The organism is Mesorhizobium sp. BR115XR7A, from assembly GCF_020165315.1.
GTDB classification, from domain to species: domain Bacteria; phylum Pseudomonadota; class Alphaproteobacteria; order Rhizobiales; family Rhizobiaceae; genus Mesorhizobium; species Mesorhizobium australicum.
Genome location: NZ_JAIUHW010000002.1, coordinates 166522 through 187699, shown reverse-complemented (window position 1 = coordinate 187699; position 21178 = coordinate 166522). Strand labels below are relative to the sequence as shown.

Genomic DNA, 21178 nt, shown 5'->3' with positions numbered 1-21178 from the left:
ATGCGGACCGAGACCATGCAGGCCACGCCGGAGATCTGGGGAGGCGTCGAGTGCAGCATCATTCGGTTGAGGAACCGATGGCGTGACGAATTATCGGAGACGGGACATGCCGGCAGGCTGGACGATCTGGACCGCATCCGGCAGCTTGGCATACGAACGCTCCGGTACCCGCTGCTGTGGGAATCGATCTCGCCGGACAATATCGAAACCGCCGATTTCGCCTGGCACGACAAACGGATGCCGCGGCTGAAAGAGCTAGGCATCGAGGTCATCGCCGGACTGCTACACCATGGCAGCGGCCCCCGCTACACCAATTTGCTCGATCCGGCTTTTCCCGAGCTCCTGGCTCGGCATGCCCGGCGCGTCGCCGAACGCTACCCCGAGATCCGCCGCTTCACCCCCGTGAACGAGCCGCTGACCACAGCCCGTTTCAGCGCTTTGTATGGACATTGGTATCCCCACCGCCGGCACTTGCCAGATTTCGCACGAGCGCTGATCAACCAGTGCCGCGGTGTGGCGCTTGCCATGCGGGCGATCCGCGAGGTGACGCCGCACGCGGCTCTCGTCCAGACCGAGGATCTCGGCAAGACGTTCAGCACGCCATTGCTTGGTTACCAGGCGGATTATGAGAACGAACGCCGCTGGCTGACGTTCGACCTGCTGTTTGGCCGTGTCGAGCGCAGCCATCCATGGTTCTCCCGCCTGATCGATCATGGGATACCGGAGCAGGAGCTCCAGGCCTTCGTCGACGAGCCCTGCCCTCCCGATATTGTGGGGGTCAACTACTATCCGACCAGCGAGCGTTTCCTTGACCACCGCTGCTCCAAGCTCCCAGCTGGAGCCTCGGTCGGCGGCAATGGCCGGCATCACTATGCCGACCTTGACGCCGTGCGGATGCATCTTCCGCTTGGGTCGGACGGGCCGGAACCCCGCCTGCGCGAGGTCTGTGCGCGTTATGACCGGCCGGTCGCCGTAACCGAAGTTCACCATGGCTGCAGCCGCGACGAACAGCTTCGCTGGCTGAACGAAGTCTGGAGCGCTGCCAATCGGCTCGCTGGCGAAGGCAAGAACATTGCCGCCGTCACCGTCTGGGCCCTGTTCGGATGCGTCGACTGGAACAGCCTGCTGCTGCGCAAAGATGGAGCCTATGAGGCGGGAGCCTTCGACGTCCGCAGTCCATCGCCGCGCATGACCGCCCTGGGAAGTGCGGTACGGGAAATGGCCGGCGGCGCCGGCCTGAAGCATCCGGTTCTCGACAGCCCCGGCTGGTGGCGCCGGGACACGCGGTTCTTCAGCCCACCTTTCGAAACCACCGCCGAACGCAGCGGGGGCGGAGACGCGCGCAAGGTGCTCATCCTCTGCAAGGATGCGGCGCTGGGTAGCGCCTTTTGCCGGATCGCTGCCCACCGGGGGCTGGAATTCATCGCTTTTCCCGCCAATCAGATGGACATCACCGACCCTCATTCCATGCGCCGCCTGCTGCTCAAGTATCGGCCTTGGGCCTTCGTCCACGCCGCCACTCCGCAAGGGGGCGAAGCGGGTCCTGTCGGCTCGATTGGGACGGGCAACGGGCCGGCGGATGGCGCGGTGCTGGCATCTGTCTGTGCCGCCGCCGGTGTTGCGTTGATGACCGTGACGTCGGATGCGCTGGTCGGCAAGACGCTCACCGACCGTTTGGTCGAGAGCAGCCCCATCACCCCGGCATCGGGCATACGCAATCTCAACGCGGCAGCCGAAACGATGGTGATGAAGCATCATCCCGCCGCGCTGGTCATCCGCACGAGCGCCGTCTTCGGACCCTGGAACACCGCAGACGTGCTTTCGCAGCTGCTGGATGAAATCGCAGCCGACCGTTCGCTCCGCTTGCCGGCGGACGCAGTGTGCTCCCCCACTTACCTGCCGGACCTGGCTCACGCCGCGCTCGACCTGTTGATCGATGGCGAGACGGGAATATGGCACCTCGCCAATGACGGCGCGGTCAGTTGGTCCGATTGGGCAAGAGAGGTCGCCCAGTCGGCCGGTCTCGATGCGCGCCTGGTGCTGGGCGATCATGGCCGCGGGGTCCTCGCCCCTGCCGCCCTGGCAAGCGAACGGGGTCAACTCATGCCCTCCCTGGCAAGCGGCATGGGACGCTTCCTCCGGGAGTGTGATGTTCGCTGGAACAAGACCTCGGCTGCCCTCGGCAGCTGAGAAAGCGACTGAAGTCCTAGAGGCCGAGATGAGAGAACCGACAGCGTTTAACAGCTTTTTCCTTGGTGGATTCGAGTGCTCGAGCCATCGCCGGGCCGATGGCGTCCGCCTCGATCTGCTTCGCGCCACCAGCCATGACGAAGCGTCCGAGACCGACTATCGCGAACTCCAGCGTCGGGGGATCCGCACCGTGCGCGACGGGCTGCGCTGGCACCTCGTCGAGAAAGAGCCCGGCAACTACGACTGGTCGAGCTTTCTGCCAATGCTGCGCGCCGCCGACGCCACAGGAACACAGGTGGTTTGGGATCTCTGCCACTACGGATGGCCCGACCATATCGACATCTTCTCACCGGAATTCGTCGAGCGCTTCGCCCGCTTCGCGGAAGCCGCAGCCCTGGTCATCCACGCCGAGATCGGCTCGGTGCCGTACTTCTGTCCGGTGAACGAGATTTCATACTGGTCATGGGCGGGTGGCGATACCGGCCGGATCAACCCATTCGCGAACGGCCTTGGAGGCAAATTGAAGCGCATCCTGGTAAGAGCCGCCATCGCTGCCATAGACGCGATCCGACGAATCGATTCCCGGGCCCGCTTCATCACCGCGGAACCGTTGATCAATGTGGTCGGCTATCCTCACGATGTCGAGCATCAGCTCGAGGCGGAGCGTTACAGGCTCTGTCAGTTCGAAGCGCTCGACATGCTTGCCGGGCTTCAGGAACCGGAGCTGGGCGGCCGGCCCGAATACCTCGATATCGTCGGCTTGAACTTCTATCCCGACAATCAATGGCTTCTGCACGGCCCGACGATCCCGTTCGGACATCACGCCTACAAGCCTCTGGCCGACATGCTCGTTGAAGTCGCACAACGCTACAATCGACCCCTCTCGATGTCCGAAACGGGCGCCGAGCGCACGGCCAGGCCATCGTGGGTTCACTATGTCGTGGCCGAAGTCCTCGAGGCCATGCAGCGGGGCGTCCAGATAGAGGGAATCTGCCTCTATCCAATCATCGACTACCCCGGATGGGACAATGGACGGATGTGCGATGTCGGCCTGCTCGGCCCGATGGGGGAGCACGGCAGGCGTCCAGTTTGCAAGCGCATGGAGGATGAATTGGCCGAGCAGAGCCGAAAACTGCTGGCGCTTCAGCGCGAACTCACGTCAGGGCCATATGCCGGAGGGACCTATGCGGTATCTGAAGCCACAAGCAAGTAGCCCGCTGCCTCCGTTCCTGGAGGGGTCGGCTGCCTTCATAAGGCATTATGTGCGCAGGCAGCTGCCGCAATTCATCATCCTCGCCGTGCTGGTGATATCGGCCGCGTCCTGCGCTGTCGCCATCCAGTACGTGATGAAGGTGCTCGTCGACGCGATGGCGGGCCCACGCGAAGGCTCGGCCGCGCAGACAGCGCTCGCCATTTTCATCAGCCTCATCGCGGTGGAGAGCATCCTCTGGCGTCTCTGCGGCTGGCTCGGCTGCAAAGCGACGCTCGCGATCGGCGTTCAGATGCGGCTCGACCTGTTCGACTTCCTGAACGGTCAGCCGATGAAGTACTTCGCCGAGAACCTTGCGGGCTCGCTTGGCCAGCGGGTTACCGCGACCGCGGGCAATTTCGGCGCCCTGACCAACATCGTCATCTGGCGGGTCGCGCCGCCGGCTGTCGACTTCATCGGCACCGTCATCGTGTTCACGGTCGTCGACTGGCGGATGGCGGTGGCCCTGGCGTCCGCGGTCGTCGTTATCATGGGCGGCCTGCTTGCCTTCGGGGAACGTGGAAAGCACCTGCACCGCACATATGCATCTTATGCGAACGAAGTCGGTGGAAGCCTGATCGATGTCATCACCAACATGTGGTCCATCAAGGCGTTCTCAGCCCGGTCACGCGAGCACGCAAGGCTGGCGGCGAGCTTTCGAGCCGAAGCCGATGCCCAGCGTGACAGCTGGATGTACACGGAAAAAGCGCGCCTCATCCACGACATTGCACTTTGGGTCATGGCCGGCGGCATGCTCGCCTGGGCGGTCCGGCAATGGAGCCGGGGGGAAATCACGCCCGGCGACGTCGTCCTGGTCAGCGCTTTGACGTTCCGCATCCTTCACGGGTCCCGCGATATGGCGTTGTCGCTCGTTGACATGGTCCAGCATTTCGGCTTCATCGAGGACACGCTGCGCATCATCGGCCAGCCGCAAACTGTCGTCGACCGGCCGCAGGCGCCGGCCATTCGTCCGCGTGGCGGGGCCATCGAGTTCCGGCAGGTGTCCTTCACTTACGGCTCCGATGTCGAGGCGATCCACAATCTTGACCTGTCCATCCCCCCTGGTCAAAAGGTCGGGATCGTCGGTCCGTCCGGAGCGGGCAAGTCGACGTTCGTCCACCTGCTTCAACGGCTCTACGACGTTCAGGGCGGCCAGATCCTGGTTGACGGTCAGCCGATCGCGTCGGTCACGCAGGATAGCCTTCGCGAAGCGCTGGCCGTGGTGCCGCAGGAAATCCTGCTGTTTCACCGGACCGTCATGGAGAACATCCGGTTCGCCCGGCCTGAGGCCAGCGATGAAGAAGTCCACGCCGCTGCCCGGGCCGCTCACTGCGAAGCCTTCATTTCAAGGCTGCCCGAGGGCTATGACACTCTGGTGGGTGAACGGGGGATAAAGCTCTCCGGTGGGCAGCGGCAAAGGATCGGCATTGCCCGGGCGTTCCTGAAAGCCGCTCCGGTGATCGTTCTCGACGAGGCCACGTCTGCCCTGGATACAGAGTCCGAACTGGTGATACAGGCATCGTTGGTCAAGATGTTCCGCGATCGCACCGTGATCGCCGTCGCGCATCGCCTTTCGACGCTCTCCAGCTTCGACCGCATTCTGGTGATGAATGGAGGGCGCGTTGTCGAGGATGGAGACGCGGCGGAGCTCAGAGCTCAGGGCGGTCTATTTGCCCGCATGTGGAGGCTGCAGGCCGAAGGCCTCACCCTCGACGCGGCTGAATGAACGGCTTTTAGGCGAATTCAAAGCATGCAGCAGACCCTATAGCATTCGATTGTAAGGCAACCCCGCATTGCTAACCCCTTCATGAAATCAGAACACCAAACTCAAACCGTGATCCCGCACCGGTACCTCAAACGATGCGCCCGAGTTCGCTTACCACCACCATCTCACGTGCCTTCGGCAACCGATCGCGCCGACCGGGACCAATCGAGGCGCCGTTGAGAATGCGATCATTGGACGGTGGCCTGGACTTTGAAAGATTGGCTCTCAGCTGCTCGGCGGGATGTTCGGGTTGCTGCGACCGTGTTGGGCCAGCATGCTGGTCGCAGGCCTCGCATCGGGTACTTAAGGGCCGGGTCTGATTCCAACTCTTATCCGGTGCCGAGCCGATGGATCCGATGGCACCAGCGACGTTGCGTCCCTATATGAATGAAGGCCCCCCGAACGGGGCCGACCGGCCCCTTCACTTCAGAGCCAGCTCGCCGTGACCTTGCCTGCCACTGCTGAACAATCCCGAGGCGCCCAGATGCAGCTTCCCTCCCTACGCAACAGCTATGCACAATTGCCGGAGCGCTTCTTCGCGCAAGCGGGTCCGAAGCCGGTCTCCGAACCTCGGCTGATCCACTTCAACCGACCCCTCGCCGGGGAGCTAGGGCTCGACGCGGACCAGCTTACCAGCCCGGACGGAGTGGAGATGCTTGCCGGCAGCAGATTTCCAGAAGGGCTGCAGCCAGTAGCCTTGGCCTATGCGGGCCACCAGTTCGGAAATTTCGTGCCTCAGCTCGGCGACGGTCGCGCCCTCCTGCTTGGCGAAGTGGTGGACGTGAACGGGATCCGGCGCGACATACAGCTGAAGGGTTCGGGGCCGACGCGGTTCTCGCGCAACGGTGACGGCCGCGCCGCACTGGGTCCTGTCCTACGTGAGTATGTGGTCAGCGAAGCGATGGCGGCGCTGGGCATTCCGACGACGCGAAGCCTGGCGGCGGTGCTCACCGGCGACCCCGTCCATCGCGAGGTCCGGCTGCCCGGCGCCGTGCTGACACGAGTGGCGGCAAGCCATATCCGGATCGGCACCTTCCAATATTTCGCCGCGCGCCACGACACGGAGGGGCTCAAGATCCTCGCCGACTATGCCATTGATCGTCACTTCCCGCACTTGTTAGGGCAAGCACGGCGGTACCGCGCTTTGCTGGACGCCGTGGTCACAGCACAAGCGGATCTGGTGGCGCGCTGGATGCTGGTCGGCTTCATCCACGGCGTCATGAACACCGACAACATGGCGATCTCGGGCGAGACCATCGACTATGGCCCATGCGCCTTCATGGACGCCTATGACCCCGGCTCGGTGTTCAGCTCGATCGACCGCGTCGGCCGCTATGCCTATGCCAACCAGCCTCGCATCGCCACATGGAACCTTGCGCGCCTTGCCGAGACGCTGCTGCCGCTCATGAGCACGGATGAGAATGAAGCCGTCGCAGAAGCCGAAGAGGTGCTGAGGTCGTTCCAGCCCTCCTATGATGCCGTGTTGCAGCGCGGGTTCCGCAGAAAACTCGGATTGCTGACCGAGGCGGAGACGGACCTGCAGCTCGCGGCTGATTTCCTCGATGTGCTGGCTCGCGGCGAAGCCGACTTTACGCTCAGCTTTCGACGCCTAGGCGACGATCTCGACGCCTCGGAAGGTCAGGGCACGGCGCGGCAGCTGTTTAGGGATCCAGCCGCATTTGACGCCTGGTCGGTGCGGTGGCGCGAGCGGATCGCCAGTGAAACAGCCGATACAGCCACGCGCCGGGCGGCCATGCATGCCGTCAATCCCAAATTCATCCCTCGCAACCATCGCATTGAGGCGATGATACAGGCGGCGCTGGGCGGCGACTTCACACCCTTCGATGAGATTCTGAGGGTCGTGAGCTATCCCTTCGATGAGCAGCCGGAAATGGAAGGCTATGCTGACCCGCCACGCCCCGATGAACGCGTCCTACAGACATTCTGTGGCACATGAGACATTCATGATGGCCGTCTAACATGTGCAAATGCGGAAGCCCTTTTCGCATGCTATCGTTGTGGCAGTTTTCGGAAGGGTCCGACCTATGACAATTATAGAATTAGCATTCGAATTGCTGGCACGGAAGCTAGTAGACCACACCGGAATATCGGACGAAGATGCTCGTGACCTTGTCGCAGCCATGGGCGCTGACTGGTCATCGCTCGTGCGGGCAGCGAGGGTGATGAAGGAGATTTAGGTCTTTCAATCTTTCGGCAATTAGCCGCAGGCCATGGAAAAGGCCGATCCTCCCGATCGGGTCCCGGATAGCATTCTTTTGGCCGCTGCAAAGTTGCAAGCGGGTTCCGGCAAGATTGTAAAGGAGTGATGGGGGCCGACGCAGCGCCCGAGAGCTATCGCGCGGCCCCAGTCGCGAACGCCGCCAGCGTGATCGCATCGAAACAGGCGCCGGCAAGTTGAGCCTTTACTGTTGATCCAGCACCCTCCAGAACCTCTCCACGCCGCAAGGTGGCGGGCTTTTCGAGTTGGAACTTGATCGGCACCGCCCCACGCCGTACAAAAGGTCCTCGCGTGACCGCGCCGCATTCAGTCCGTTCCTTATGACCCGCGCGCCTGGGGCTTCAGATAGACTGCCAGGCAACAACTACAGATCCCCAGTCCGACGATCGGGTAGCTCAATGCCAAGATAGCGGCGAGCCCAAAAAGGCTGAGCGTAATCATCGCACGTAGGCGCATGAGCCGCCGCACTTGTGGTGACACCTCGTCCTCTGGCAACGGATCAATGAGTTCGCGGATCAACAATAGATATGTCAGGTTAACCAGGAAGAATACGGTCGCATAGAAGGCGACCGGCTGCGGTGCCAACTCGCTTACGGCCATCCATGCCGTGGCCAGGGGGAGCAGCGAGACTGAGAACAGGTGCGCGAAATTGTACCACATTAAGGACGCCGTGCTCTCTTTCGCGTAGCGCAAGAGATGATGGTGGTTCGCCCAGACAATCGCAATGAAGAGATAGCTTACACCGTAGCTAAGCCAGGTTTCCCATGATGCCAGAAGGGCTTTGAGAGTCGGCGCTTCCGGCGGGCGCAGGTCCAAAACTAGAACTGTGATCAGTACGGCGAACACGCCATCGGAAAATGCGTTCAGCCTTTCCAGGCCAGGTGAAGGTAGCACGTGCGTCCCCATTTTATTCCTGAGCTAATGCTAACGCATTCCAGTCGCTGCTCAATAGACACCCCGGCTTCTGCGCCGCTCCGAAATCGTCTGGCTCGACGTCGGCCGCGATCAGACCGAGGATTCTTCCGGCTGGATCGAGTTCTTTCCCGACAAAGGGATTTTGGTGACCTTGCGCGGAAAGACCGGCTGGCGCGAGGTCGAAATCGGCCGCGGCTCGTCCGATGCCACTTGCCCGGTTGTCGCCCTGCAGACCTGGCTGAAGCTCGCGCGGATCGCCCATGCTCCCTCTTCCGGCGCGTCACCGGCCAAGGCAAGACGGTCGGCGCCGAGCGGCTCAACGACCAGGAAGTGGCGCGACTGGTCAAGCGCACCGCTCTGGCCGCTGGTGTCCGCGGCGACCTGTCCGAAGGTGATCGCGCGACAAAATTCTCGGGCCATTCCTTACGTGCAGGGCTTGCCTCCTCGGCTGAAGTCGACGAGCGCTATGTGCAAAAACAACTCGGCCATGCCTCGGCTGAAATGACGCGCCGCTATCAGCGCAAACGCGATCGTTTCCGTGTCAATCTCACCACGGCATCAGGGCTGTAGGCGGCGAAAAGCTCCGCCCCTGCCCTTCGGATGCCTAGACTGCGTTATCGCCAGGACAGCTGGTCCTTCGGCAGCCGGCCGCTCGGGTCGAATACGGTTACCTTGTGAGGCAGATCCGGACCCCAGTTCCAAAGGACGAGGTTGCGATCCTCAATCTCTGCGCCCGGCGCGAAACTTGGGACCACAATGCCGGCAATATTTCGAGGGCGCAACCGGTCGTAAATGGACCAGGACGCCGGGCGCTCTCCGTCGCTGAGAGCCGTTGCCCAGGCGCAGGCCATCTCTTCGAGCGTCACAGAAAACTCTTCCCTCCCCTCTTGCGTTGTCAGATCGGCAATGTCGTCACAATCGATCTCATAGGAGCAAAGCACGCACGGATCGATACGCTGTGCGAAGCCCTGGTTGGCTTCCTTGATCGCAGTCATGATGGTCAGTGCCAGATAGAGTGCCGGCACGCCTTTGGGATTGAATCGGGCGCCTCGGCTCGCCGCTCCTTCGCCGGAAGTCGGCTTGAATGCCCAACGTGGATCGTGTGCGCGGTAGCAGGTTCTGACGAACCTCACGCAAACCCGCCAACGGCCATGTGATCGAGATAATCACGGACCGCTGCTGCCTTGCCGTCCTTCACCAGCGCCTCAGCGGTGCGTCCCCCAAACGCTGGAAGCGGCTGAGCCCGGTACCAAGCCATCGCCTGCTCCTTGCCGCCCGCCCAATCCGACACGCGGCTGATGATCTCGAGCATTTCCCGTAGACGCCCCTGGGTCTTTACCGTGGCGCTACGCTCTGATCGATAAAGGGTCTCGCGCGCAAGACCGGCGGTCTGGGCTAACTGGCCTTTGGACATGCCAAAACCGTCCGCGACCTGCTCGATCGCAATCTTCCCGTTCCGGTCCATATAGGACAAGATGAGAGGTCCGTTCTGCTCGGGTATCTTGAGTGCATGGGCCACGATATTCACCATACCATATCGAGAGTCATATTTCCTGTGCAAAAGGTATGGCAGTTCTCGACAACTTTCAAGGACTGAACCAATTCAAGCTGTTGCCAACGCCTAGCGCGCACGCGGATCAAGCCGACGTGCGCGGTCGAGGCAGCAAGTTCGACGTCGCGCCGAAGCCGCCGACTGGAAGGAGTTTCGTGCCTGCTGTCGGCATCAGTCGTTTGATCCGCTGCCGCCAGACCCACAGATCGTCGGCCTCGACATCACGGCCAAGCCTCGGGATCGGCCAGGGACAAAAAGTCGGTGCCGACCATCAACCCCGGCTGTGTCGTCGCTGACCTGGACTATACACAACGCGGTCAACTGCTCGACCGGACGACGGGGCAGCGCCACCGTGCTCGCCGGCATCCGTAACAAACACGCCTCGCCGCCCGTCAAGGCAAGCCATCCTGCGCGAGGATCTTCTCGCTCTGAAAACGCTCGACGGCAGCATGCTGCGCGATCTGCGCGACCGCGCCATGCTGCTTTGGGCTCCGCTGGTGGCTGCGCCGCTCCGAAATCGTCGGCCTTGATGTTGCGCGAGGATGGGCGCGGCTAGGTCGACGTTTGCCCGGACAAGGGCGTGCTGGTTACGTTGCGGGGCAAGACCGGCTGGCGCGAGGTCGAAATTGGTCGTGGTTCGTCCGACGCCGCCTGCCCGGTCGTCGCCCTGTAGGCTTGGCTGAAGCTGGCCCGTATTGCGCATGGCCCCTCTTCCGGCGCGTCACCGGTCATGGCAAAACAATGGCGCCGAGCAGCTGAACGCTCAGCAGGTGGCGCGGCCGGTCAAACGCGCGGCCCTGCCGCCGGTGTGCGCGGGATCTTTCCGAGCGCGTGCAAAAGCGTTTTCTGGCCATCCGCTGCGCGCAGGCCTCGCGTCCTCGGCGGAGATTGATGAACGCCATGTGCAAAGGCAGCTAGCCACGCCAGCGCCGAGATGACCCGCAAGTACCAGCGGCGTCGCGATCGTTCGGGTTAACCGCACCAAGGCATCCGGGCTCTGAAAGACCGCTCTCGATTGTTCGCTGCCGTGAGGCGGTCAAGTGCTTGAGGTGATGACAACACGTCGTCGAGCAAAGCAATCGCTGCGACCAGACTGTCGGAGGCCGACGCTTCGTAGCCGGGCATTATCATCAGTTGCGCAATGGCGCGACTGACGAATTCCGGGTTGGGCTTTTCCATTCGCTCTTTGGTGCGAGCGACCTGTTCGGGAAGCGCGCGTGGGGCGTTGAGGTTCTCGCCCAATTGCGACCGGCCTGCAGCGGCGATATCGAAGATGTCGCGCGGGTTGGCTTGCGATCCGCGGTAATAGACCTTCTTGGTGATAATTTCCGGAATGGTTTCAAGACGCACCGTCCTGCCTTCCACCACACGGGTTCGAACGGGCATCGTTGTCAGCGCTCCGGCAACGATGAAGTCAATCTCGCCTCAAGGGCGAACTTCTGAAACCGAAGCCAGTTCCCAGATAATCAGATGGCAGTAGCTGCTTGCAGGCGAAATCAGTGGACTCGTCCTCCGTCTACCCGTCAGCGATGAGACGTCGAGTCAGGCCGACCAGCACGCGTTCATCGCCCCTCCCTGTTGAGATCTTGCATGACCAAGCAAACGCGTCCGCCTCCCTAACCCCGCGTCGGGCCTTGTCTGCCACACTTCAGTTGTCCGCGGACAACCGCCTGTCCGTCCAAGGGCTAGTCGCGTTTGAGGCACGTATTCCGGTGTCAGTTTCGTTCTGGAACGCTAGCAGCGCACGCTGTCTGGCTACTTCCCCTATACGGCGGTCAAGTGTAATTGCGGCGGAACGGGGCACGGGCTCTCACGAAGTGAGTCAGGGTTTCCCATGAGCTGAAAGCCATGGTTTTCAAAGCGCGAAGCCAGCCGGACGGACGATTCGATTAAACTGGACTGGAATTGCTATGCGCTGAGCGCTAGGATTGACAATCGTCCCAATGGTGCAAGGCGATGGACAAGGTTGCTGCGGCCCGCGAACCTCCTAAGGAGAGGAGAAGGGTTCGCGCGGCTCAATATGTACGAATGTCCACCGAGCACCAGACTTATTCCCTTGAGAATCAGAAGGATGCAATCCGCAGTTATGCCGAGGTCATGGCGTACGACATCGTCGCCACCTATGAAGATCCCGGCCGTAGCGGGTTGCACATACAAGGCCGGCCCGGCCTCAAGAAGCTGCTGTTCGACATTGAACACGGACTCGCCGACTACGAGACGGTCGTCGTCTACGACGTGAGCAGATGGGGCCGGTTCCAAAGCGTCGATGAAAGCGCTTCCTACGAATATCGATGTCAGATGGCGGGTGTACGGATCGAGTTTTGTGCCGAGCAATTCGCGAATGATGGCACCGTCGGATCCGATGTACTCAAGGCCATAAAGCGCAGCATGGCTGCAGAGTACAGCCGGATGTTGTCACAGAGGGTCTTTTTGGGCCAGGTGAGGATGGCCCGCATGGGCTTCCACGTAGGCGGCATGCAGGGGCTCGGACTAAGGCGTCTGATGGTTGACCAGTTCGGACAGCCCAAACTCATCCTCGCCCGCTACGAACACAAGAACTTCCAGACAGACCGGGTGATCATCGTACCGGGGCCACCGGAAGAGATAGCTACTGTTCGATTGATCTTTCGCCTGTTCGTCAGGTCACGCAAGAACGAACCTCAAATCGCGAAATACCTGAATGCCCGGGGGATCCTGAACGACTTCGGCAGGCCTTGGAAGGCCTATGGCGTGCGCCGTGTCCTGACCAATGAGAAATATATCGGCAACAACGTTTGGAATAGACGCTGCACCAGACTCAAAACCAAGGCTGTGTACAATCCTCCGGATCAATGGGTCAGGGCGGACAACGCCTTTGAACCTATCATCAGTCGCCAACTATTCGACAAAGCACAGCAGACGTTAAAAGCGCTCTACCTTCACATGAGCGACGAAGAGATGCTGTCAGCCCTACGAAAACTCTACAAACGGCATGGGAAACTGTCGTCCGACATCATTAACGCAGCGCCCGAATGCCCTTCGGCCTATCGCTACAGCGCGCATTTCGGGGGCCTGCTCGGTGCATACAAGCTGATCGGTTGCCTGCCGCCCAGAAAGTTTCATTTCATCGAGATTGACAGGCGCCTCACGGCTATCCGCCATCGCGTTATGGAAGACCTGCTCGTCGCGGTCGACAAGGCAGGCGGCCGCGCTTCCCAGGACCCTGAAACGGAGCTCATCCGCATCAATGGCGAGGTGACCGTAGCGCTCGCGATCGCCCGGTGTCGCGTTTCGCATTGTGCCTATCCCCGCTGGTCTTCGAGGGCGGTGCGAGAGGCCATGGCGGATATTTTCGTCTTGATCCGCATGCAGCCGGGCAATCTGATCATTCGCGATTACCTGATCGCTCCGATGCATGAAATCGTGGGGTTCAAAGGAGATTTCCATGTCAACAATGGAATGAAGCTGGATGCGTTTCTTTTCCGATCACTAGATCCGCTCGTTGCGCTGGCTGAGCGAGCATTCGTAGGGAGCGCCGCATGAAGGTGCGCCGCGTAGTTTTAGGCTTGGAAGCCGCCGACCACATTTTGCAAAATAACCGCACAAGACACGCAGCGCTTTTGGAAAAGATGCACGAGCCCAACAGATGGTTCACCGGTCCATGGCTGTGCAAAACCTATCAGGCTGAATGCCAAAGAACGCGGGACATGATCGCCGAAGCGAGTATCTCTCGGCATCTGTTGGAGACGATCACAGAGGTGTTTCGACATCCGATTAAGCAGGAATCGTTCCGTCGCCTGCTATCGGCCGAAAGCCTGGCCTCTGTGCCGAAGGCCCTAACCGAAGGGCCTACTTTGAACCTGCTCGCGGACAGTTCAGCGCCAAGGCCGTTGGTCAATGGAGTTTCTCCCGAGGCTCTCGATCTTTTGCAGGATTGGAATGTGCCTCCGCAGGTCTTCGCGTCCTTGCGCAAGATGGTTCCGGAAAGGCAGTTCAATGCGGCAAGGCTCATGATCGCCCTGAAGAGGATGGGCTTCCACTATGCGCAACTCCTCTCAACGCTCACTCCGGCGTCGCAGTTGGCGGATCCCTCCGTGCCGAGAAAGAAGTTTGTCGGGGTGACAGCCGATCAGCTGGCCGCCATGGAAACTGAGTTTGATTTGCTGAACGAAGAATTTCTGTACTGCGCAAGCCTTCGTGGCACCTGGGCGCTGGAGTTGATGGCGGCAAGGCTCTATCTCGACCGTCTGATGGAAAATGCACGGGTGGTCAGACACCTTGCGCGGGATTTCCCGGAGCAGCTCGGGAGGTTCCAATCGATACTGGACATTCCAGCAGGTGGGGAAGGTTTGACGAGCCAACCGGTAAAAACCGGGCTTAGGCGCACGCATTTCGTCTTTTGAGCTGGCGCCTTCGGGCAAGATGCAGCCCGCTACGTATTGACGTTCGCAATTGACACAAATTGGGAAGGCGGTTTCGAGACACCCTTCGCCCATTCGATCTGGGCAGCTACTCCGATGGCAGCGAGCTCAAGGAGCGTGATCTTGACCGATGGCTTGCACCGGTTGCAGTCGAATTTCAGCTTCAACGGATCAGCGCCGCCGCCATAGACCATCATGAGATCGGCCGATCTGCAGTAACGGACATTGCCGCAACTGCATTCCACCTTCACAAGCATATTGTGCCGGGTCGCCTTCCCCAGCGTGTCGATCGGATCGTGCGCCATGAGAACAGAAAGGGAACAAATTCCTTGCCCGTCAAGCGGTCTTATGGAATCTTTCCGCAGATGAGCGACGAACCAATCAGGCTTCCCGACGCATAACGCCCGTGCCGCGCGAGCGCGCCAGAGTGCTAGGGCACCTGTGCGAGCACACGGGTTGCGCGAAGCACGGAGGATTCGGCTTTGCTCGGCCTCGCCAGGATCCGCATTGGTTCTGTTTCGAGCACCGAGATGATGGGGAGCGCTATCTCTGAAGGAGGAAACCATGGCAGATAGACCACCGTATATGCCCACAGGAATTGGCATCGGCATGCTGAGGGACGACGAAACGAAGATCGGCGTCCTGATTTTCGAGACGGCGGAAGGCAATTTCGACTTCGCAGTCAACTTGCAGGCTGTCGACGTCATTCGGAAGGCGCTCAGCAAAATCGAGACGCACCTCACGAACGGCAAAATCTCGGACGTGGATTAGCCGGTGAAACTATTTTATGCCCCTGACGTTCTTGCCGTCTCAGGTAGGTGGGCAGGTGGTGCTTGGCAGGATTCAGGAAGTTCGGGTGCCGGCAATGTCTCGGCGCCGGCAAGGTTTTTCAATCCGCGAAGTGGCTGAGCTCAAACGGCACTTGTTGCCCGCGCGGAGTGCACCGAGCCGGGTGCAAAGGGTCTACGATCAGATGCCCTATGTGTCGTGGCAGCGGCCTACAAAGTCCGGAAACTATACGTCGAACAGATCAGTAGGCCCGCGACCGATCTCGTCGATGATATCGGGGGTGTTGTTGCGCGGCGAACCCACCTTGCTGTCGATCGGCCACATCTTCATCAGATCGGACGGAAAAGGCTTCATCAGGTCGCGAGGGTCTTGCTCCGGCCCAAGCCAGCGCATGTAGTCGGCCGGCGCCAGGATCACCGGCATGCGGTCGTGGATGGTCGCCATAAGCGAATTCGGTTCGCAGGTGGCAATGGCAAAGGTCCGCACAAGTTCGCCGGTGACCTTGTCGGCATACTCTTCCCAGATGCCCGCCATGGCGAAGGGCTCATCAGACTTCATCGCGATGGCGTAGGGCTGCTTTTTCTTCCCCGACGCGTCCAGCTTCTGCCATTCGAAATAGCCGTCGACCGGCACCAGGCAGCGGCGCGCATTGTAAGCCTTGCGGAACAAGCCATTGCTGGCGACGGTCTCGCAGCGGGCGTTGACAGGTGGCGGCCGCCCGCCACCATCCCGAGCCCAACCGGCGACCAAGCCCCAGCGCGCCGAAACAAAGCCGGCCATGCTGGTCGACAGCTCTTCGCGGATGATGATCGGGTAGGTCAGGCTCGGCCCGCCATTCCACAGCGGGAAGCTGTTGCCGAGCCGTTCGACCTCACCCGGATGGGCGAATTCAAACCGACGAAGATGTCGGGGATTGTGGTCTTTACGAAAACGCGTCCGCACATGCACCAGAGATAAGTATCCGAAAAGCAAGAGTCTACTTCGGGACGGCTATTCGATCGCGCCACCCTCCCGATTGCTGACAGCCTCCGCCATGACGGCGAAGACGCGTCGGCCGATCGGTTCGCTTCGCAATCGGCCTAGGAATCGCTATAGGTCACGCCGTAGCGGGTTGATCCGCTCGTATTTGCACTCATGCTAATACTAAGCCATGATCCCTTTCTGCCGGTGGGGGATCGCCGGCATGGCCCGGCTGGCGGCCCCCAAAGCCCTAAGTATACCCCCGGCAGCCGGGCCGCCCACATCAATTGCTTGACAAAGGCGAGATGGTCGCGCGCGGCGCTGGTGTGAGGCTGAAAGCGAGGTGGCGGCGGGACATACAGTGGCGGCTAGTAAAACTCTCTGCCTACTGGTGAGCGGGCAGCGGCCCTTTAGTTTCGGTGGTGGAGGCCCACCGGGCTGCAAATGTGCCGTTCGCAGCCGGCCCCGATGGTTAGCCGCCTTTGCACGGATCAACGACTTACTGATTCGTAAGGAACATCCCGACGTCAGCGACGTTTGCGCGGATGGCTCTCGTTACCGGGTTCGCATCCGCAGTGGCGGTTCTTTTTGTCGTCCTGCTATTCACGCACGCAGCCCGAGACCTTCATAGCTCGCCAATCTATCACAGGCTGTGTCGCCGACTGCGCCGAGCCCGTTAGCGCTTCATCGGCTTAGGGGTGATCTCCTCGGTTGCCGGCCCCAGGCCAAGCACACCCCCGGCAACTGGGCCGTCCACATCAATCGCTTGAGGAAGGCGCAGGCCGCACAGGCCCGGTGGTATTCCACTGGATGAACTCGACTTCCTTCCCCGTCACTTCCCGCACGGACTTCAACAGCGCATCATGCAGGGTGCGCGTCGCGTGGTAATGGTCGCAGTGTGGCGATATAAACGGCTTTATGATGCTTTTGTGCAGCGCTTCCGCCGCCATGAGAAAGCGCTCGATTTCAGCCTGGGAAAGCTGTTTTGATGGTTTGGACCTAGCCATTGGCAAACTCCGTTTTAGGGGGTTCGCCGCAACAGGGAGGATTATATTCCCCTTCTTTGAATAGTTGGCAAGCCCTATCGTCAATCGGCCAAGCTGGCATCGCGGTGCTGCATCGCCTCCAGAATGACTTCGAAGGCGCTGCCGACTTCGTCGGCGATCTCCGCCGGGTCGATGCCGTCGCGCTCGGCCGCTCGCATCGCCTCGTTGGCGAGGTCGCTCGCCGCGATCGGATCGTCCGTGATCGCATTCGGCAGATGCTCTGCCATTCACCGGTCGAGGAAATTGGTGCCGCGTGTGCTCATGTGGCCCTCATCCGAACAATGTAAGCGAAGGTCCGCTTCTCGCCCTTCAACTCCGTGACACGTAGCCAGTTTTCTTCCTGGCGCCGGAACGTGACAGGCATCCCAACCTGTGCCTCCGCCGCTTTGAAAGGCAACTGTGCTGTGACTATGCTCGATGACATAGCCGATCCGGCGGCCATGACCTCAACCCGATACTGCGGCACCCGATCTCCCCGCGATTGTTCCGCAACCACGATTCAATCAGCTTTAGCTAAAATAGTTCCGGAACATTTAGCACGGCCGGATGTTGCCACCCGCATGACAAAGCTATCTGACCTTGGCCCTCCGGTTCCCGGCAAACTGCATGGAGGGCAGCACATTGAAGAGCATCTTCACTACTACAACTGCCCGCACTGCGGTCAGCGGGTCGATCAACGCGATCTGCGGCAAGTCTTCTGGCATGAACGGCCTGGTCATGAACCGCTGGAGCCGGATCCTGAGGCGAAGGTGATCGAATTTCCAAAGCGGAATGAGAAAAACCCGCCGGCGTGAGCCAGCGGGTCTTGAACACATTCGGCTGATCTCAGGGGACCGGTGGCGGTGGCGGCGGTACCGATGGACCGGGGCCTGCCGTTACAAACGAAAGTCGTTCGCGCTTGGTCAGAACGGGCTTCTCGTAAGTTTTCATCGCGCAGATCACGTCTTGCTCAGGCCGCTGGGCTGCGATGCTGCCCAAGCGCTCGCGCTTTTTCAGTTCTGGCTTTTCGTATGTCTTCTTCACAGTGGTGCTCCTCGCTTTACCCTCGGGAGGGAAAGTGCCTTGCGTCCGTGCTGTCTGTCAACAGCAAGCATGCCCTGTTCGGGGCAAGCTGATCTATTCTTTTAGCACCGGCACGGAAGGGCCGGGGCCGATCGCCGTGACCGCCGAGAGACGTTCACGCTTGGTGAGAACAGGCTTATAATAGGTCTTCTTCATGTGGGTGTTCCCCTCGCTTTACCCTCGGCGGCGAAATTGCCTTGCGGAAGCGAGTGTTGTCAACCAGAAGCCCGCGCCCCTCGGCAGAAAAGCGCGGGCCGACCAAGTTTGCCCTTGGCCAGCAGCGCGAAGGAACGTTGGAGTGCGCTGCGTCGGCCCAAACTTGCATTCGATTAGGCTGTTCCAGCGAAAAGCAAAAAAGCCCGCCACCTTTCGGCAACGGGGCATTGTCTTCGGTGTTTGCGGCGCCCTTGCTAGAATGAAAGGTCACGGGTAGCGTCCGCACGCGAGCAGACGGGCGCGGAAATGAACTATGTAAATGTGGTCGTGTTTGTGATTCCGGCTCTGCTCGGCCTTCTTTCTACAGCCTTGCTCGGCCCAAGATATGGAATGTTGGTAGGCGCCGCGCTCACGCTGATAGACGTCTTGGGTTTCGTTCCAATCATTCCAACCCAGCACGTGTTCGAATTCGAGTTGGGGTATGGGATAGCTGTCGGCCGGATATGGCTTGTCACCCCATTTGGGATACGCCAGCCCCTGCTTTACCGCCAAGAAACGCGCGCCCGGTGCCAGATTGCGATAGAAGACGTGCGGCTCGAAAAGGATGATGGGCCGCCCCTGGCTATCGAACCCTTGACCGCGTGTTTCAACGTCTAGGAAAGCATGAATTTCGTCCTCTCCTACTCCGATGGTTGCGCCGAGCTTGGGCAAATTAAATTCGTCAAGGCGCTTGGCAGCGCCCCTGAAATTGGGCTCCATGGTGTTTCCCTCGGTGGAGTGTGGGATTGCTTAGGGCGCGAGAATGACGGACGGGTCGAGGCCCAGGGCCTGGACGAGGCCAACGGCGTCGGGATCGTCGCAATAGACGGATGGGTGGTCCGGCGCGAACCAGCGGACGAAATAGACCGGGTTCGCCGTCAGTGCCGCTTATGCGTCACCCATCTTTCCGGCGTCGATGATGCGAGCCTGTGGACAGTGGATTTCGGTACTGTTGGTGCACTGCCGGCACGGCACTCCATGATGTACCGTCCCATGTCTGGCGTGCGTCGTCTGCGCTGAAGAAACTTCAACGGGACCAGGCGGCGGCTCCGCACCGTCGAAAGCACCTGTGTACGCGCATTTGCGTCAACGAAATATTTTGTCATGATCTGAGACCATTCTGTGAGGACAGGTAAAACGATGAGGTGGGTTTTCAGGGGGAAAGAACACCACTGATGTCAAGATTGACTATCTGGCTGCGGAAGAGACGCCATCCATTGCCGAAGCATGCTGAAGTCGGGCGTTGGACTGGCGGGATCGAGGACGGCAGAAAGATTTTTGGGTGCGAACCAGACGCCCCCTTCCGCATTGGGTCATTCTGTTCAATTGCCGATGAAACGGTCTTCGTGTGCAGCGGCAATCATCCAACAGATTGCGCGACGACCTGCTACATCCATGAAAAAATGCTTGGAAAGCCTAACCCTGGAGGACATGGCGGCAAGGGCGGCATCAAGATCGGCAACGATGTCTGGGTCGGCAGAAGAGCACTCATTCTACCAGGAGTGACTATCGGCGACGGTGCCGTCGTCGCTGCGCATGCGACTGTGGTCAAGAATGTCCCGCCCTATGCCATCGTTGGGGGAACGCCCGCCGAGATCATCCGATACCGCTTCCCCAATGAGATCATTGCCAAGATGCTGGCCATTGCTTGGTGGAACTGGGATGATGAGAAAATTCGACAAGAGGCCGACGCCTTAACGGGACCTATTGATGATTTTGTCGGCTACCACTTTAAGCCCACGCCCGTACAATAAGCTTCCAGTTCGCATTGGTGATAGCTGCTTCGCCTGTGGTATTGAGCCTGCTCAGCGTGACATGCGCCCCCGACGCGGATGTTGATATTGGTTGCGCATCGAATGGTTATGCATTCAATGCTTGGGCAGAAGAAAACAAGCTCTGGACTCCTGAGACGTAGTTTTCCCATTATTTACGTGGGGAAAATCAAATGAAAAGACTGCAAGCTCTTGCGAGCACCGCGCTGTTTCTGGCCGGTTGCTCAACCACTCCTGTTGTATCTGATGGCGATCTCACGGCAATGAATACCGTGGCCTTGTGCCATACATTGGCCTCCACGGACGAACAATATCGAAGCAGAGTAGCGGCCCTGCTAGTCCGCCGCGGGGCGACGGCGGACAAGTGCATGCGGCTTGTAGAGGCCGACAATGCGTAGCGACTGGAATAGCGCGGCCGTTGCTGTTGCGGCCAACAACGGCTACGGCGGGGGATATTACCGCCCACCTCGCACGGCCTACGGCGTGGCCTGGGATCAATTCTATGAACAGAACTATGCGCTAATGTGGCGGTGCCGGGACAAGGCCACCGGCCGGTTCGTCGACGACTTCTATTGCAATGGGAGCCCATGATCGACAGCACTTGGCCAGGGTGGTCGGCGTCGGGGACTGCTATGGATCGATCTCGCTACGACAATCAATCCAAACAATGGCGCAAGCGGCAAGGCGCACAGCGGCGGCGGGCGCGTCTGCTGGCAGGCGCGCCGAAACGGCTGGTCCTCTGGACGGTTGCCGCAGTCGCCGCACTGACCGCGCAGTTCGTCATGCAGCGCGGCGGTGATATGCCCGATGTCAATCTATCGAACTTGATCGGCCTAAAGCCGGATCGCTGGGGTCGCGTCCGTCATAGATGGCGACACAGCCACCATCTCCGTCGACCTGCAGGGTTCCGGCCCAGATGAGCGACCGGTCGCTCCGCCGTTCGGTCCGGCGCATAGACATAGGTGACGCCGGTGGGTCGCTCCCGTCCCATGTTCGGTACCGGGGGCGCCTCGACGCGCGCGGTCGACGATCTCATCAACGCCG

At 60.4% G+C, this 21178-nt stretch carries 19 protein-coding genes and 3 pseudogenes; 11 read left to right on the top strand and 11 right to left on the bottom strand.

Annotated elements, in window-relative coordinates:
- The 4 genes from LB557_RS05085 to LB557_RS05070 all read left to right on the top strand — a co-directional run bounded on the left by LB557_RS05085 (position 1) and on the right by LB557_RS05070 (position 7161).
- Positions 1-2190, top strand: a complete 2190-nt coding sequence (locus tag LB557_RS05085) for a sugar nucleotide-binding protein (protein WP_224641761.1) — start codon at positions 1-3, stop codon at positions 2188-2190.
- A gap of 28 nt (positions 2191-2218) precedes the next feature.
- Positions 2219-3403, top strand: a complete 1185-nt coding sequence (locus LB557_RS05080) for a beta-glucosidase (RefSeq protein ID WP_224713019.1) — start codon at positions 2219-2221, stop codon at positions 3401-3403.
- Complete coding sequence (locus LB557_RS05075) at positions 3360-5165, top strand: ABC transporter ATP-binding protein (RefSeq protein WP_318013331.1); 1806 nt, start codon at positions 3360-3362, stop codon at positions 5163-5165. Before LB557_RS05080 ends, LB557_RS05075 begins: the two co-directional genes overlap by 44 nt.
- Before the next feature lie 523 nt (positions 5166-5688).
- On the top strand, positions 5689-7161 hold the full coding sequence (locus LB557_RS05070) for a protein adenylyltransferase SelO (RefSeq protein WP_224641811.1): 1473 nt from the start codon (positions 5689-5691) through the stop codon (positions 7159-7161).
- Positions 7162-7761: 600 nt separating this feature from the next.
- On the opposite strand, the gene LB557_RS05065 is transcribed toward LB557_RS05070, so the two are convergent.
- Positions 7762-8349, bottom strand: a complete 588-nt coding sequence (locus LB557_RS05065) for a TMEM175 family protein (protein ID WP_224587776.1) — start codon at positions 8347-8349, stop codon at positions 7762-7764.
- 58 nt (positions 8350-8407) lie between these two features.
- On the opposite strand from LB557_RS05065, the pseudogene LB557_RS05060 reads away from it, so the two are divergent.
- Positions 8408-8928 (top strand): annotated as a pseudogene (locus LB557_RS05060) (tyrosine-type recombinase/integrase); the annotation flags it as partial.
- A gap of 44 nt (positions 8929-8972) precedes the next feature.
- On the opposite strand, the gene LB557_RS05055 reads toward LB557_RS05060, so the two are convergent.
- Together LB557_RS05055 and LB557_RS05050 are read right to left on the bottom strand one after the other, a co-directional pair.
- Positions 8973-9491 (bottom strand): RES family NAD+ phosphorylase, encoded by a 519-nt coding sequence (locus LB557_RS05055; RefSeq protein ID WP_224587774.1) that lies wholly within the window; start codon positions 9489-9491, stop codon positions 8973-8975.
- The gene (locus LB557_RS05050) at positions 9488-9877 is read right to left on the bottom strand and encodes an antitoxin Xre/MbcA/ParS toxin-binding domain-containing protein (RefSeq protein ID WP_411970529.1); all 390 of its coding nucleotides are present in this window, start codon (positions 9875-9877) and stop codon (positions 9488-9490) included. Before LB557_RS05050 ends, LB557_RS05055 begins: the two co-directional genes overlap by 4 nt.
- Before the next feature lie 106 nt (positions 9878-9983).
- On the opposite strand from LB557_RS05050, the pseudogene LB557_RS05045 reads away from it, so the two are divergent.
- A pseudogene (locus tag LB557_RS05045) lies at positions 9984-10911 on the top strand (integrase); the annotation flags it as partial.
- On the opposite strand, the gene LB557_RS05040 reads toward LB557_RS05045, so the two are convergent.
- Positions 10883-11296 (bottom strand): hypothetical protein, encoded by a 414-nt coding sequence (locus LB557_RS05040; protein ID WP_224641769.1) that lies wholly within the window; start codon positions 11294-11296, stop codon positions 10883-10885. The pseudogene LB557_RS05045 and the gene LB557_RS05040 overlap by 29 nt on opposite strands.
- Before the next feature lie 570 nt (positions 11297-11866).
- Between LB557_RS05040 and LB557_RS05035 the strand changes: the two genes are divergently transcribed.
- Both LB557_RS05035 and LB557_RS05030 read left to right on the top strand, forming a co-directional pair.
- Positions 11867-13432, top strand: a complete 1566-nt coding sequence (locus LB557_RS05035) for a recombinase family protein (RefSeq protein WP_224641771.1) — start codon at positions 11867-11869, stop codon at positions 13430-13432.
- Positions 13429-14292, top strand: a complete 864-nt coding sequence (locus LB557_RS05030; protein ID WP_015316564.1) for a plasmid partitioning protein RepB C-terminal domain-containing protein — start codon at positions 13429-13431, stop codon at positions 14290-14292. The genes LB557_RS05035 and LB557_RS05030 overlap by 4 nt, the downstream gene beginning before the upstream one ends.
- A gap of 29 nt (positions 14293-14321) precedes the next feature.
- Here the strand turns inward: LB557_RS05030 and LB557_RS05025 are convergent, their stop codons facing one another.
- Positions 14322-14567, bottom strand: a complete 246-nt coding sequence (locus tag LB557_RS05025; RefSeq protein WP_224641773.1) for a hypothetical protein — start codon at positions 14565-14567, stop codon at positions 14322-14324.
- 307 nt (positions 14568-14874) lie between these two features.
- Here LB557_RS05025 and LB557_RS05020 point away from each other — a divergent pair, with 307 nt between their 5' ends.
- Positions 14875-15081 carry a hypothetical protein gene (locus LB557_RS05020; RefSeq protein WP_140620253.1) on the top strand — a complete coding sequence of 69 codons (207 nt, stop codon included), beginning with the start codon at positions 14875-14877 and terminating at the stop codon, positions 15079-15081.
- A 243-nt stretch (positions 15082-15324) separates the two neighbouring features.
- On the opposite strand, the pseudogene LB557_RS05015 reads toward LB557_RS05020, so the two are convergent.
- The 3 genes and pseudogenes from LB557_RS05015 to LB557_RS05005 all read right to left on the bottom strand — a co-directional run bounded on the left by LB557_RS05015 (position 15325) and on the right by LB557_RS05005 (position 17332).
- Positions 15325-16043: pseudogene (locus LB557_RS05015) on the bottom strand (SOS response-associated peptidase).
- Between the two features lie 774 nt (positions 16044-16817).
- Positions 16818-17066, bottom strand: a complete 249-nt coding sequence (locus LB557_RS05010) for a hypothetical protein (protein WP_224644103.1) — start codon at positions 17064-17066, stop codon at positions 16818-16820.
- 80 nt (positions 17067-17146) lie between these two features.
- Entirely contained in the window at positions 17147-17332 is a 186-nt protein-coding gene (locus LB557_RS05005; protein ID WP_224592532.1) for a hypothetical protein, read from the bottom strand.
- A gap of 183 nt (positions 17333-17515) precedes the next feature.
- On the opposite strand from LB557_RS05005, the gene LB557_RS05000 reads away from it, so the two are divergent.
- Positions 17516-17899 carry a hypothetical protein gene (locus LB557_RS05000; RefSeq protein WP_224623249.1) on the top strand — a complete coding sequence of 128 codons (384 nt, stop codon included), beginning with the start codon at positions 17516-17518 and terminating at the stop codon, positions 17897-17899.
- 31 nt (positions 17900-17930) lie between these two features.
- On the opposite strand, the gene LB557_RS04995 is transcribed toward LB557_RS05000, so the two are convergent.
- The 3 genes from LB557_RS04995 to LB557_RS04985 all read right to left on the bottom strand — a co-directional run bounded on the left by LB557_RS04995 (position 17931) and on the right by LB557_RS04985 (position 19082).
- Entirely contained in the window at positions 17931-18128 is a 198-nt protein-coding gene (locus tag LB557_RS04995; protein WP_224644104.1) for a hypothetical protein, read from the bottom strand.
- Between the two features lie 93 nt (positions 18129-18221).
- Positions 18222-18323 carry a hypothetical protein gene (locus tag LB557_RS04990; protein WP_015316558.1) on the bottom strand — a complete coding sequence of 34 codons (102 nt, stop codon included), beginning with the start codon at positions 18321-18323 and terminating at the stop codon, positions 18222-18224.
- A gap of 267 nt (positions 18324-18590) precedes the next feature.
- Positions 18591-19082, bottom strand: a complete 492-nt coding sequence (locus LB557_RS04985) for an N-acetylmuramidase domain-containing protein (protein ID WP_224644105.1) — start codon at positions 19080-19082, stop codon at positions 18591-18593.
- A gap of 455 nt (positions 19083-19537) precedes the next feature.
- On the opposite strand from LB557_RS04985, the gene LB557_RS04980 reads away from it, so the two are divergent.
- A complete protein-coding gene (locus LB557_RS04980; protein ID WP_224587757.1) occupies positions 19538-20116 on the top strand; it encodes a CatB-related O-acetyltransferase in 579 nt (192 codons plus the stop codon).
- Positions 20117-21178: the final 1062 nt, after the last annotated feature.

Excerpts from the sequence above, each read along its gene's own strand:
- LB557_RS05020 (WP_140620253.1), top strand. The coding sequence starts at position 14,875 with ATGGCAGATAGACCACCGTATATGCCCACAGGAATTGGCATCGGCATG.
- LB557_RS05070 (WP_224641811.1), top strand. The coding sequence starts at position 5,689 with ATGCAGCTTCCCTCCCTACGCAACAGCTATGCACAATTGCCGGAGCGC.
- LB557_RS05010 (WP_224644103.1), bottom strand. The coding sequence starts at position 17,066 with ATGGCTAGGTCCAAACCATCAAAACAGCTTTCCCAGGCTGAAATCGAG.
- LB557_RS04980 (WP_224587757.1), top strand. The coding sequence starts at position 19,538 with ATGTCAAGATTGACTATCTGGCTGCGGAAGAGACGCCATCCATTGCCG.
- LB557_RS05000 (WP_224623249.1), top strand. The coding sequence starts at position 17,516 with ATGCTCGATGACATAGCCGATCCGGCGGCCATGACCTCAACCCGATAC.
- LB557_RS05080 (WP_224713019.1), top strand. The coding sequence starts at position 2,219 with ATGAGAGAACCGACAGCGTTTAACAGCTTTTTCCTTGGTGGATTCGAG.
- LB557_RS05040 (WP_224641769.1), bottom strand. The coding sequence starts at position 11,296 with ATGCCCGTTCGAACCCGTGTGGTGGAAGGCAGGACGGTGCGTCTTGAA.
- LB557_RS05025 (WP_224641773.1), bottom strand. The coding sequence starts at position 14,567 with ATGCTTGTGAAGGTGGAATGCAGTTGCGGCAATGTCCGTTACTGCAGA.
- LB557_RS05030 (WP_015316564.1), top strand. The coding sequence starts at position 13,429 with ATGAAGGTGCGCCGCGTAGTTTTAGGCTTGGAAGCCGCCGACCACATT.
- LB557_RS05085 (WP_224641761.1), top strand. The coding sequence starts at position 1 with ATGCGGACCGAGACCATGCAGGCCACGCCGGAGATCTGGGGAGGCGTC.
- LB557_RS05075 (WP_318013331.1), top strand. The coding sequence starts at position 3,360 with ATGCCGGAGGGACCTATGCGGTATCTGAAGCCACAAGCAAGTAGCCCG.
- LB557_RS04990 (WP_015316558.1), bottom strand. The coding sequence starts at position 18,323 with ATGAAGAAGACCTATTATAAGCCTGTTCTCACCAAGCGTGAACGTCTC.
- LB557_RS04985 (WP_224644105.1), bottom strand. The coding sequence starts at position 19,082 with ATGGAGCCCAATTTCAGGGGCGCTGCCAAGCGCCTTGACGAATTTAAT.
- LB557_RS05065 (WP_224587776.1), bottom strand. The coding sequence starts at position 8,349 with ATGGGGACGCACGTGCTACCTTCACCTGGCCTGGAAAGGCTGAACGCA.
- LB557_RS05035 (WP_224641771.1), top strand. The coding sequence starts at position 11,867 with ATGGACAAGGTTGCTGCGGCCCGCGAACCTCCTAAGGAGAGGAGAAGG.
- LB557_RS05005 (WP_224592532.1), bottom strand. The coding sequence starts at position 17,332 with ATGGCAGAGCATCTGCCGAATGCGATCACGGACGATCCGATCGCGGCG.